This is a genomic window from Pontibacter harenae, from assembly GCF_020907245.1.
GTDB lineage: Bacteria > Bacteroidota > Bacteroidia > Cytophagales > Hymenobacteraceae > Pontibacter > Pontibacter harenae.
In genome coordinates this window covers 1-12,753 of record NZ_JAJJWH010000037.1, presented here as the reverse complement: position 1 = coordinate 12,753, position 12,753 = coordinate 1, and the positions used below count along the sequence as shown (strand labels likewise).

The following is a 12,753-nucleotide window of genomic DNA, read 5'->3' as shown; positions in this document are numbered from 1 at the left end:
GGTATTAAACTAACATTTAATGTATTCCGTGCATTAACTTAACCAGCTTGCGTGAAAATAGGAAAAGAATAATTGATGATGCAGCGGCTATACCAACAAAGATCAAGAAGAAATTTGACATAGATTGAGTTCGTGCCATTTCGTCTATCATACCTGCCAAAGCACCGCCAACATAATTACCTATAGCCGACGCTGCAAACCAAACACCAAACATAATACCTACTAAGCGCAGTGGAGATAATTTATTCACGAAGGATAAGCCAACAGGAGATAAACAAAGCTCACCCATTGTGTGTAGCAGGTAAGCCAAAACCAACCATAACATACTTACACCTGCACTTTCAGCTCCTTTAGGAATAGACAAAGAGCCAATAACTAAAACGGCAAAACCAGCAGCAAGCAACATCAAGCCAATGGCAAATTTGTATGGTCCTGCAGGGTTCATGTTTCTTTTACCTAGACCTACCCACAGCATGGAAAATAAAGGTGCTAGTGTAAAAATAAAGAATGAGTTAACAGATTGAAACCAGGTAGCAGGAACTTCAAAATTGAAAGCTTCAATAGTACGATCCGTAAATCTGTAAGCAAAGATGTTCATGGAAGAACCAGCCTGCTCAAATGCTAGCCAGAAAAGAATAGAGAAAAAAGAAAGCACTATTACTACTGACAGTCGGTCACGCTCTACCTTGGTAAGAGGCTCAGAAGGCGTAGCTGTAGCAGATTTATCTTTTGGTGCAGGCTTTAAACCTATAGTACCAAGCATACCCTGCCCGAAGTAAAAGACAATAAGACCGATAACCATACCTACACCAGCTGCTCCAAAGCCCCAGTGCCATCCTATTGTTTCACCTAACCAACCGCAAATTAAAGCTCCTAAAAATGCTCCTAGGTTGATACCCATATAAAAAATAGTATAACCAGAGTCTTTCAATGTGCTTCCGTCTGGATATAACTGGCCAACCATAGATGATATGTTCGGTTTGAAGAAACCATTCCCAATAACTAAAAGTCCTAGTCCAGTATAAAAGAAAGGTAAAGCTTCGATTGCTAAAGCTCCATGACCTAAAGCCATTAGAACACCACCTATAAGTACTGCTGATCTGAAGCCTAAAAATTTATCAGCCAGATAACCACCTAAAAGAGGTGTAATGTAAACCATACCTGTGTAAAGCCCATACAAATCTCCAGCTTCACCTGAAGTCCAGCCAAGGCCCCCAGCAGGAACTTCTGATATAAGGTACAACATAAGAAGGGCCCTCATTCCGTAATAACTAAATCGCTCCCACATTTCCGTGAAGAAAAGCAAATAAAGAGCTTTAGGGTGCTTTGTTTCTACATTCAGCGGGGTATCACCATACGGAATATTGTGCTTACTGACCTGGTCTGAGATAGGGTGGTCTTTTGAAGACATAGAAGATAAAAGTTGGTTGTTTTAAAATTGTGTATTCATACAAAGAAAGTAAATATATCGGTTTGTGGGCACTTCAACAAATAATTCGCTTGCCCTACATCCTATCTGTCGTACTCTACCTTCTAATACAAATAAGCCATGTTATGTAATTATTTCTATAATATTGTCACAGTGACTTTAAACTAAAAATGAGCGCATTTATGTATTACAGTTGTACTTAAGTAGCAAAACTGAACTGTCATTATATACACTAACAATATTGAGCCAATACCAGTAATATTGATTACGATTAAAAGAATAGCTTTCTATTCATAAGAGGAAATCTTAGATTTAATTTTTAATACAGTCAAACTACAACAATGCACCTTTTCTATACTCCTGACATAACTTCTGACTTTTACACCTTGAGCGAAGATGAATCCAAGCATTGCACGAAGGTATTACGTCTACAACAAGGAGACACTGTTTATCTGATAGATGGTGTCGGCGGTATGTATACTTCTATTATTCAGGATGCGCATCCTAAAAGGTGTAAGTTGCAGCTTATTGATAAGCAGCTGGAGTATGGCAAATTACCTTATTCCACCCACATTGCAGTAGCTCCGACCAAGAATATGGACCGCATTGAGTGGTTTGTAGAAAAGGCCGTAGAAATAGGTGTAAACGAAATCACTTTTCTGCTCTGTGAGCACTCTGAGCGTAGACAAATGCGTTTAGACAGAATCCAAAAAATTGCGATTAGTGCTATGAAGCAGTCTCAGAAAGGTTATCTTCCGTTACTGCATGAACTGACGCCCTTTCATAAGTTTGTACAACGTTGCATACCAGAAAACACTTTTATAGCTCATTTAGAAGAAGATGCAACTAAAAGTATAAAGGACTACTATAAACCTGGCCAACCACATTGTGTATTAATCGGTCCCGAGGGAGACTTTTCTGAGCATGAGATAAAACTGGCTTACGAGGCAGGGATAAAACCAGTAACATTGGGCCAAAGCAGGCTTCGTACAGAAACAGCTGCACTGGTTGCCTGCCATACGCTCCATGTACTTCATGACGTATTTACGCCGTTATAGTTTTAGACCTTAGATAATAGATTATAGATGTTAGATTTCAGAAACCGAAGCCGCTATACCTTGATCCTGTTGGCTATCCTGCTATGCACCACAGCCTTTTCTCAAAAGTATAACTTTAAGGTAGGTAAGCTAAAGTACAGTGGCGGGGGTGATTGGTATGCGAATAAAACTTCGCTACCTAACCTGATTAGGTTCTGTAATCAGAACTTAAACATGAATATTGCTCCAGAGGCTGATGTGGTAGAAGTGGGTAGCAGCGAGTTAATGAGCTACCCATTTGTGCACATGACTGGGCATGGAAACGTTGTTTTTTCTGATGCTGATGCACAGAACTTACGCACTTACCTCACAAGTGGTGGCTTTCTGCACATCGACGATAACTACGGCCTTGATCAGTATATCAGGAAAGAAATGAAGAAGGTTTTCCCAGAGTACGAGTTTGTAGAACTCCCTTTCGACCACCCGATTTACCACCAGAAGTATAGCTTCACACACGGTTTACCTAAGGTACACGAGCATGATAATAAGCCCCCGCAGGGCTTCGGAATCATACACGAAGGCAGACTAGTCTGTTTTTATACTTATGAAACGGACTTAGGTAACGGCTGGGAGGACCAGGAAGTCCATAACGACCCAGAACCAATCAGGCTACAAGCCCTACGCATGGGAGCCAACATTTTAGCTTACGCACTAACACAATATCTTTGAGTTAAAGAGTTAGAGGGTTTGGGAGTTTGTGTGTGTAAAATAATACACATTAGCTGTGTTTCATTTATCTCATAAAATTTGCTGCTATTGAGAATGTATAGGCTTGGAAACAAAAAAAATGACAACCTACTAAATCTTTAACATCAAATTTCACTCACACTCTCTAACTCTTAAATTCCCAAACCCTCTAACTTCTAAAAGTGTTTTCTGTTCAGGATTTCGGATAGTACAAAGGCTTCGCGTGCACCAGCTGGGGTGCGGAGTAGCTTTGCGTAATTCGGAACTGGTGACTGTGCCTGGGGCTGTAGCTTAGGGATAACTAATGGCTTGAACTCCTGTCTCCTTCTTGCTGCTTCACGTTTATACGCTGGGTCTTCTAAAGAAATGGGAGCGGCTTTTGGCTTTTCATAGGTTTTATTATCATAAGACTTAGCCACCACCACTGGCTCTGGCCTGAGAGGTTCTCTTGCCTTCTCGTATATCTCTTTACCTTGTTCCTTTGCCTTCTCTACCTTTGGCTGCAACTCCCGCAGAATATCTTCAAAAGAAGTAGCAGGAGCAGTTGGGTTCTGCTGTTGCGGCTGCGGTCTATTTATCGGGCCTGCGTTCGGGTCTCTAAACTTCTTGGGCTGACTAGGGCCGTCCACGTCTTTAAAAAACTTTCGCCAGTTCGTGATCAGGTATGATCCAGCCGCCAGTAGTATATATATTAAGATTTTATAATCATCCATAGCTTCATGACTTTAGTCAAATATAGAAAAATATAGCGCTAGATTAATAAACAATCATCCATAATTATACAGGCTCCTTGTGCTATGGTAACGGAAATTCGCTTATTTTTGAGTTTAGTTTGAGGTTTTTCGGCAGAATTGAATGCAAGTTTCAAAATTAGAGATCAAAGGATTTAAGAGTTTTGGTGACCGCGTGGTTATCAACTTCGATGAAGGTATCACGGGCATTGTAGGGCCAAACGGTTGCGGCAAGTCTAATATCGTGGATGCCATCCGCTGGGTGTTAGGCGAGCAGAAAACACGTAATCTCCGCTCCGATAAGATGGAGAACGTAATTTTTAACGGCTCCAAAACCCGAAAACCAGTACAAATGGCGGAGGTGTCTATCACCTTCGATAACAACCGAGGCGTACTGCCTACAGAATACTCACAGGTAACGGTTACCCGTAAATACTACCGCAACGGAGACAGCGAATATATGCTGAACGGTGTTGTTTGTCGCCTCAAAGATATTAACGAACTTTTCCTGGATACAGGTATCGGCTCCGACAGCTACGCCATCATCGAGCTGAAGATGGTGGACGAGATTCTGAACGACAAGGAAAATTCTCGTCGTTTGCTGTTTGAAGAAGCCGCTGGTATCTCTAAATTCCGTGTGCGCAAAAAGCAGACGCTGAAGAAACTCGAAGAAACCGATGCCGACCTGGAGCGCGTGGAAGATGTGCTGTTCGAGATCGGCAAGAATATGAAAACCCTGGAACGGCAGGCAAAACAGGCTATTAAGTACTTCAACTTAAAGGATGAGTATAAGAAGCACAGCTTGGAGTATGCCCGTCGGAATATATCGCAGTACCAGAACTCACTGGAACGATTAGAGCAGGACGTAAAGCAGGAATCTAGCCTGAAAGAAAGCTATGTTGCCGCCGTTACAGAAGCCGAAGAAGCTATAGCTGACCAGAAGGAAGAACTGAACCTAGCACAGGTGCAGTTGGGTGAGATGCAGAAAACGATGCAGATCCAGACGGCGAAACTGCGCCAACTAGAGAACGACATCAAGCTGAAATCTGAGCGCAGCATGTTCCTGAAGGAGCGCATACAGCAGCTTCGCCAGCAAATCAGCCAGGACAATGCTAACCTGGAGCACACACAGGAAAGTATACTAGAGCTGCGCGATGAGCTCGTGGAAGTACAGGACAAGTTTGCAGAGGCCGAAGAACAGGTAAACGACCTGAAAGAGCAACTGCAGGAGGCTAATGAGCAAAAGCAAACGCTACAGGAGGCTTTCCAGGACCTGACGCAACAGCAGAAAGAAAAGCAGAACGCCGTTTTCCAGCTGAGCAAATCGTTGGAGATTGGCCAGGTGCAGATACAAAGTATTAATACCGAGCTGGAGCGACTGCACCAGCAGCAACTGAATGCCGATGAAGACGGCCGTATTTTGCAGGAGCAACTACAGGAGGCACAAGAAATTTTAGAAGAAAAAACTTATGAAATGGTGCGCCTGCAGGCAAAAGAAGAAACGTTGCTGCAAGGTATAGAGAAAACGGAAGGCGATATAGAGGCTCTGAAAGAGCAGTTGGTAGACCTGAACCGTACACTCGATTCGAAGCAAAACCAATACAACCTGACTAAATCGCTGATGGAGAACATGGAAGGTTTCCCAGAGGCCATCAAGTTTCTTTGCCAGACGGACAGCTGGGAAAAGCCTGCCCCTCTCCTTTCCGACATTATCGCACCTAAAGCTGATTACAAGGGACTTATAGAGAGTTACCTCGAGCCTTACATGAACTTCTTTGTGGTTGATACACTGCAGGATGCTGTAGATGCTATCGGTTTATTGAAGCGTGAAAATAAGGGCCGCGCGAACTTTATCATACTTTCCGAGATTGAGGAACTGGAGCCGACGGCCACTTTTAATGATGGCAAATTAGTAGCTGCCTATGAGGTTGTTTCAGCAGATAAAAAGTATGGTAGCCTTCTTAAGTACATGCTCAACAACGTGTACATCAGCGAAGATACCGAAGAGGACTTTTCTTCCGAAGATTACAGAACCATCATCTTAAAGGACGGATCGGCTATTAAAAAGCCGCTGAGTTTATCAGGTGGATCTACTGGTTTGTTTGATGGAAACCGCTTAGGCCGTAAGCAGAACCTGGAGCAGTTGGAGAAAGAAGTGGAAGAACTGACGCACCAGGCAGATCTGCTGCAGAGTCGCATCAATACACAAAACCAGATCCTGCTCAACTATAAAGCCGAATCTCAGAAAGATGTTATAAAGCAACTGGAGAAAGAAGTAGCCAAGCAACAGCAGGATTTATTGACGGTGCGCATCAAGCATGAGCAGCACCAGCAAAACCTGCGCAACTTCGACCAGAAGAAGGAAGAACTGCAGGAGCGTTTGCAGGAACTGCGCGAGCAGAGCCTGGAAGTATCGCCGCAGGCAGAAGCTGACCAAAAGGAATTGAAACGGTTGGAAGAAGAATTGCAGGTGTATGTTTCGCAAATAGAACAGCAGCAGGAGCAGATTGCTGTTATCTCGGGTAGGTATAACCAGGAGAACATACAGTTTCACCAACTCAAGAACCGCTTCGCCAGTTTACAGCAGGAAATCAGCTATAAGCAGAAAACAGTTGAGACAAACCAGGAGCGCATCGAAGGACTGAAGCAGGAACTGACTAAAGCTGATGAGGAAATTACCCAAGCCAATACTTTTATAGAAGAGCACGAAGCTATAGTGGAGTCTATGACCGAAGCTCGTAAGGAGTTTGGCTATGAGCTGGAGGACTTTGAGAAGCAGTACTTCACGTTGCGCGGCGATTTGGACGAGAAAGAAAAGACAATACGGGAGCTACAGCGTAAGCGCCAGAACTCTGATGAACTGCTCATGCGCATGCAGCAGACAAAAAATGATATTCATATCAAGCTTGTGTCGGTGCAGGAACGTTTGGCTGCTGAGTTCAATATCTCTGAAGAGGATTTTGCCTCTGCCCCTCCTGTGGAGAACGAGCCGCTTTTAATTGAACTTTCTAACGAGGAATTGTCGAAGCGTATAGCTGAAGCTAAATCGGCTTTAGATAAAATGGGCCCTGTTAATGCTATGGCCGCTGAGGCTTATACAGAAATTGAAGAACGCAACAAGTTCATCACCGAGCAGCGCGACGACCTGGTAAATGCCAAAAATTCACTCATCGACACCATCATTGAAATTGATACGGTGGCTAAGGAGAAATTTACGGATGCCTTCAACCAGATAAAAGACAACTTCAAGCGTGTGTTCCGCAGCCTGTTCACAGACGAAGATAATTGCGATCTAGTTATCTCTGACCCGAAGAACCCGCTGGACTCTAAGATTGAAATTATGGCGCAACCAAAAGGCAAGCGTCCGTTAACGATCAACCAGCTTTCTGGTGGCGAGAAAACGTTAACGGCTATTTCTTTGCTGTTCGCTATATACCTGCTCAAGCCAGCGCCGTTCTGTATTTTCGATGAGGTGGATGCCCCGTTGGACGATGCCAACATCGACAAATTCAACAACATTATCCGCACCTTCTCTAGTGGTTCGCAGTTCATCGTGGTTACGCACAACAAACGCACTATGGCCTCCACCGACGTGATGTATGGCATCACTATGATTGAAGCTGGTATTTCGAGAGTGATACCAGTTGATTTAAGGCAAATTGCGTAGAAAGTTGAGGAGTTAGAGGTTTTGAGAGTTAAAAAGTTAGAAATTTAAAAAGTATAAAACAAAGAGGCCGCTGCTATCAAGTATAGCTGCGGCCTCTCAATTTTTATGGTACTCCCTGAGCCATTGATACATCGCTAAAGCTAGTGTAAAGTATCTAAGGCTGAAAATTCGTAATTCGTAATTCGTAATTCGTAATTCGTAATTCGTAATTCTTTTAAAAACTTCTTTACCTCACCCCGTTCTCAGGGAACTTGGCAGTTTTAGTACGGTAAAAGGCTTTAATTTTTTCGATGTCAGCTTCTACGTCTCCTGTTGGGTAGATAGTTGGGCCTACACCAGCCTCCTTCTTTTTATAGTCAAGGTAGCCAAGCACGATAGGGACGCCTGCTCCTAAAGCAACGTAGTAGAATCCTTTGCGCCACCTGGGTTGGTATTTTCTAGTACCCTCTGGAGTCACCATGACACAAATATCTTCAGGGTGTTCTTTAAAAATTCTAACCATAGCATCTACCATCTTTGTATTCCTAGAACGGTCTATCGGTAATGCACCCATCTTTTTAAGAAGTCCTCCAAAGGGAAAGCCCATAAACTCCTTCTTGATCGTAAACCGTATAGGAGCGTCCATTAGATAAAAAGCAGCACGGGCATAAATGAAGTCCCAGTTACTAGTGTGAGGAGCAGCTGTCATTACGCAGCGGCGGTTTTCTGGTGTTAAGTTTCCTACTAACTTCCAGCCAGCAGCTTTAAAAATTAGTTTTGCTAAAATTTTTCCGAGCATTAGTCAGACTTGTATCAAGAGTTAATTTGCTTCAGCAAAATAAAGGAAATATTAGATAAATTCTGCTGTTTATAAACCTACTTTTATGACTTTAGCCTTCTTACGCAGTAGGTATGCCTGTACACCAATACCAAGCGTAGGTCCAAATGAAGAATATTTGTCATCTCCGCTTACTTCGCTGTAATATCTAAAATTAAGCATCGGTTCTATAGCAATTTTTCATTGATGAAAAGCGCATAGCCCACACCGAAAGAAGTCTCCCATAAATTACTGTTAGAGCCCATAGAGAAGTCTAGTAAGCCTAAACCCACTGAAACCTCTCCGAATATGCCATTGTCTAAATAGTACCGTGCAAAGGGCCCAGCAAGCAGATAGGTTTCCCTTCTAGGAGATAAGTCTTCTACTGTTCTGTTTCTGTTACTTTCATGGCTTAAAGAAATATCTAAGCCTACGGCAAAATCATGGAAAAAAAATAGCCTCCTTTGGCTCGAGCTAGAGCTACTATGTTTGTGCCTTCAAATGTTTCATCAGCAGAACTGATTTCATCGCGGTACTTATACAAAGAACCACTAACGTTACCTCCTACTAAAATGGAGCCCTGCTTTACTTTGGCATTTATAAGATGACTGGTGTTTTCCTGTGCAAAAAGAATTGTTGGTAAAAGTAATATAACAAGAAAAATATACTTCATAGAAAAATAAAATTTTTCCTTTAGCATACGTGAAGGCGCAAGCGGAATGTTATCCTTTATTTCTAGAGACACAGGTAACAACCGAAATTAGGCAATGAAAAAGAGTAACGACAAAAATGAGCTGTTTAAAAAGTGGTAAGTAAGGAGACAATATTATTTCTACTTAGAGGCAAGCGCATCGTGCTTTTAAATATGCTGAAAATCAGCTCCATCTTCAATAAAAAGTCTTATGTCCCTTTACTTAAGTTCTTCTCTCCTTACCGTTCTGTTAACTTGAGCAGGTGTTTTTTCATTTGCAATGTGTAGCGGTAACCAATATCAAAAATTTCGTCTGCTTTTCGGAAACTGGTGAGGCGATATCCCTTCAGTTCTTGAGGCTCTAATAATATATCGCATAAATGCAGACGCAGCTTCACATTGTTGTTGATAGCTAGCATAACGGTGCGTTCGATCATCCCTCGGAGGGTGGTAACGTTTGCCTGGTGATCTATAGGGTTAACATGCACACCTATGATAGCGTCACAATCGTGCTGGATGGGGTCAATAGGGAGGTTGTTAAGCAGGCCTCCATCGTTTAGCAACTTCCCCTCATAGGCAATAGGTTTATAAAGGATGGGCACAGCTGTTGTGGCAAGAAGAGGTTTGATAACTTTACCTGATGAAAAGTATACCGTTATACCCTCGTTCATGGCAGTGGCATTTACTACAACAGGTATCCGAAGATCTTCGAACAGCAGATTTGCACCTAGATATTTGTTAAATAACTTTTCTACCTCGTCAAGATGAAGTAGCCCTCGCTTTCCTAATGCTGGCCGCAAAATCTGGAAAACACTTAACTCCTTTATAAGCTTCAGGATATCATCTGGTGAATAACCCGCAGCGTAAAACACTCCAGCTATGGCACCCGAACTAACTCCTGATATAACGTCTATTTCAATACCAATCTCACCTAGTGCCTTCAATACACCCAAATGTGCTATTCCCCTGGCACCGCCTCCAGAAAGCGCTAAACCTAACCTCATTAGAGTTCACTAAGGCTAAAGGTGTCTGCTAAACGCACGCCTTTTTCTGTCTGTTGTAGCGTACAACATTCGTTGGCTGCGTCGTGCTCCAGAAAAAGAACATATTCATCATCGGCAGCCGTAGTCAAAAATTTTGCCTTTTCCTCAAGCGTTAATAAGGGGCGCGTGTCATATCCCATTACATAAGGCAAGGGTATGTGGCCCACAGAAGGCAGCAAATCTGCCATATAAGCTAGTTTTTTTCCTTTGTAAGGAATAAGCGGCACCATCATTTTATCTGTATGGCCATCCGCATAAAATATATCAAACTGCGGAAATGGCGACGGTTTTGTCGGATCTACAAATTTTAGATGCCCACTCTCCTGCATCGGCAAAATATTTTCTTTTAAGAAAGAAGCCTTTTCTCTGGCATTAGGCTCCGTGGCCCATTTCCAATGATCGGCATTAGACCAATAGGTAGCATTGGGGAATACCAGTTCAAGTGCACCGTCACTATTTTTGTACTTAACACCACCGCCGCAATGATCAAAATGCAGGTGAGTCAGGAAAACATCTGTTATATCTTCAGGGGCAAAACCTGCCTTACGCAGCGAGCCAATCAAAGTGGCATCGCCATGAAGGTAATAGTGGCTGAAAAACTTTGCATCCTGCTTATCACCAATGCCATTGTCAATCAAGATCAGCCTATCTCCGTCTTCTACTAATAAACAGCGCATGGCCCACGTGCACAGATTATTCTCATCGGCGGGATTTGTTCGTTGCCAAAGCGCTTTCGGCACTACACCAAACATAGCCCCACCGTCTAATTTAAAAAATCCTGTGTCTATTACGTGTAGCTGCATGTTCTGAGTTTGAGAATTTTAGAGTTTAAGAGTTAAAGATTTAGAGAGTTATACTTTATTTGAAGTTTGGGGTTTAAGCTTTTTCAAAGCTTCTTATAATGATAAACGAAAAGAGACAGCAAAGCCTGCGCTATACTGTCTCCCCCGTCACTTTGTAACTTTCTAAATTTATAACTTTTTAACTTTCAAGCACGACTCCCATGTTAGAGAACTTGTCGATGCGCTGCATGATGCGCTCTTCGGCATCTATACCTTCCAGTTCGTCTAGTAGCTTAATGATTTCCTTTTTCATGATGCTCATCATTTTCTGAGGCTCTGTGTGCGCTCCACCAAGTGGTTCTTTGATGATCCCATCAATCAGTTTGTTCTGCAACATATCTTTTGCAGTTAATTTTAATGCTTCCGCTGCCTGTTCTTTGTAGTCCCAGCTGCGCCATAATATGGATGAGCAAGATTCAGGCGAAATAACGGAATACCAGGTGTTCTCCAGCATCATCACACGGTCTCCAATGGCAATACCCAAAGCTCCTCCTGACGCTCCCTCTCCTATGATAATGCAGATAACAGGGACCTTCAGCATGAACATTTCTTTAAGGTTACGGGCAATGGCTTCACCCTGCCCTCGTTCTTCTGCCTCTAAGCCTGGAAAAGCTCCTGGAGTGTCAATAAATGTAACAATGGGTTTTCCGAACTTGTCAGCCATTTTCATCAGGCGAAGCGCCTTACGGTAACCTTCTGGGTTTGCCATACCAAAATTGCGCACCTGGCGCTGTTTTGTATTACGACCTTTCTGCTGACCAATAAACATGATGCTGCGTCCTTCAATCTCACCAAAGCCACCAACCATGGCTTTATCATCGCTTACTGTACGATCGCCATGCAGTTCAACAAACTTCTCAGCAATGTTTTCAATGTAGTCTAAGGTATAAGGCCTTTGCGGGTGGCGAGATAGCTGCACACGCTGCCAACGGGTAAGGTTAGCATAGGTCTCCTTTTTCAGGTTCTTTATTTTTTCCTCTAGTGCCTTTACTGCCTCCGACACATCTACCTGGCTTTCATTGGCCAGATTTTTCATTTCCTGCAGTTTGCCCTCTAAGGCAGCAATTGGCTGTTCGAAATCTAAAAGCATATCTAATCGGTGGTTTGGCTACAAATTTAACAGTTTCTGGAAAAGCATGTACTGTAGAAAAAAAAATATGCAGTACTTAAAATTAATCAGATTGTAAATGAAGCATTTACAAATGAAGCATCAAAATATAGGTGAAAAAAGATGCTTGTGTATTGCAGAATTAAATTTAAGCACATACCTTTGCATCACTTTAACACACAGAGTTAGAGAAAACAGAAACAAACNCGGCGGAGGTCGCGGGTTCGAGTCCCGTCCAGACCGCAGGTAAAACTGCGGTAAGCGCAACAGAGAAAAAGTCTCTGATTTATTAAATTTTTGGTCTGGTAGTTCAGTTGGTTAGAATGCCGCCCTGTCACGGCGGAGGTCGCGGGTTCGAGTCCCGTCCAGACCGCGAAAGCCTGAGATATTTATCTCAGGCTTTTTTGTTTTACATCCAGTTTCTCCCTCCTATAGGCTCATCTTTTAGCAAAAATTAGAAGCCACTGCAAACGAATAGAGTTTGGTTCCAGCGCTGGTGCGAGCTTGCAGCTCGTACTTTATCATGCCTGAGAGCATTCTGCCACCTCTGTTTGTGTTTCCCACTTTAGAGTTGGTGGCATAATATGTACTGAACCTGCATAAAAGTAGAGGTACGAGCTACAAGCCTTATCCTGTTTCATAACTTTTCTGCAAAGCGAGTT

The 12,753-nt window shown here is 42.9% G+C and carries 11 protein-coding genes and 1 tRNA gene; 4 read left to right on the top strand and 8 right to left on the bottom strand.

All coding sequences use genetic code 11. The annotated features are described in order from the left end of the window. Positions 1–16 precede the first annotated feature (16 nt). On the bottom strand, positions 17–1,411 hold the full coding sequence (locus LN893_RS15755) for a peptide MFS transporter (protein ID WP_229971727.1): 1,395 nt from the start codon (positions 1,409–1,411) through the stop codon (positions 17–19). A gap of 359 nt (positions 1,412–1,770) precedes the next feature. On the opposite strand from LN893_RS15755, the gene LN893_RS15750 reads away from it, so the two are divergent. Together LN893_RS15750 and LN893_RS15745 are read left to right on the top strand one after the other, a co-directional pair. Continuing rightward, positions 1,771–2,487, top strand: coding sequence for a 16S rRNA (uracil(1498)-N(3))-methyltransferase (locus tag LN893_RS15750; protein WP_229971725.1), 717 nt, complete (start codon positions 1,771–1,773; stop codon positions 2,485–2,487). A 27-nt stretch (positions 2,488–2,514) separates the two neighbouring features. Beyond that, a complete protein-coding gene (locus LN893_RS15745; protein WP_229971723.1) occupies positions 2,515–3,195 on the top strand; it encodes a DUF4159 domain-containing protein in 681 nt (226 codons plus the stop codon). Between the two features lie 194 nt (positions 3,196–3,389). Here the strand turns inward: LN893_RS15745 and LN893_RS15740 are convergent, their stop codons facing one another. Beyond that, positions 3,390–3,926 carry a hypothetical protein gene (locus LN893_RS15740; RefSeq protein ID WP_229971721.1) on the bottom strand — a complete coding sequence of 179 codons (537 nt, stop codon included), beginning with the start codon at positions 3,924–3,926 and terminating at the stop codon, positions 3,390–3,392. Between the two features lie 142 nt (positions 3,927–4,068). Between LN893_RS15740 and smc the strand changes: the two genes are divergently transcribed. Further along, positions 4,069–7,611 (top strand): chromosome segregation protein SMC, encoded by a 3,543-nt coding sequence (gene smc / locus LN893_RS15735; protein WP_229971719.1) that lies wholly within the window; start codon positions 4,069–4,071, stop codon positions 7,609–7,611. A 226-nt stretch (positions 7,612–7,837) separates the two neighbouring features. Here the strand turns inward: smc and LN893_RS15730 are convergent, their stop codons facing one another. The 6 genes from LN893_RS15730 to LN893_RS15710 all read right to left on the bottom strand — a co-directional run bounded on the left by LN893_RS15730 (position 7,838) and on the right by LN893_RS15710 (position 12,073). After that, positions 7,838–8,389 (bottom strand): 1-acyl-sn-glycerol-3-phosphate acyltransferase, encoded by a 552-nt coding sequence (locus LN893_RS15730; RefSeq protein WP_229971716.1) that lies wholly within the window; start codon positions 8,387–8,389, stop codon positions 7,838–7,840. Between the two features lie 69 nt (positions 8,390–8,458). Then, positions 8,459–8,590 carry a hypothetical protein gene (locus LN893_RS20590; protein ID WP_255710086.1) on the bottom strand — a complete coding sequence of 44 codons (132 nt, stop codon included), beginning with the start codon at positions 8,588–8,590 and terminating at the stop codon, positions 8,459–8,461. 247 nt (positions 8,591–8,837) lie between these two features. Continuing rightward, positions 8,838–9,080, bottom strand: coding sequence for a hypothetical protein (locus tag LN893_RS15725; RefSeq protein WP_229971714.1), 243 nt, complete (start codon positions 9,078–9,080; stop codon positions 8,838–8,840). 257 nt (positions 9,081–9,337) lie between these two features. Beyond that, positions 9,338–10,102: a patatin-like phospholipase family protein gene (locus tag LN893_RS15720; protein ID WP_229971712.1), complete on the bottom strand. Its 765-nt coding sequence runs from the start codon at positions 10,100–10,102 to the stop codon at positions 9,338–9,340. After that, positions 10,102–10,944 carry an MBL fold metallo-hydrolase gene (locus tag LN893_RS15715; protein ID WP_229971710.1) on the bottom strand — a complete coding sequence of 281 codons (843 nt, stop codon included), beginning with the start codon at positions 10,942–10,944 and terminating at the stop codon, positions 10,102–10,104. Before LN893_RS15715 ends, LN893_RS15720 begins: the two co-directional genes overlap by 1 nt. Before the next feature lie 178 nt (positions 10,945–11,122). Beyond that, complete coding sequence (locus tag LN893_RS15710; RefSeq protein ID WP_229971708.1) at positions 11,123–12,073, bottom strand: acetyl-CoA carboxylase carboxyltransferase subunit alpha; 951 nt, start codon at positions 12,071–12,073, stop codon at positions 11,123–11,125. Between the two features lie 317 nt (positions 12,074–12,390). Here LN893_RS15710 and LN893_RS15705 point away from each other — a divergent pair. Then, a tRNA-Asp gene (locus tag LN893_RS15705) sits at positions 12,391–12,464 on the top strand. Positions 12,465–12,753: the final 289 nt, after the last annotated feature.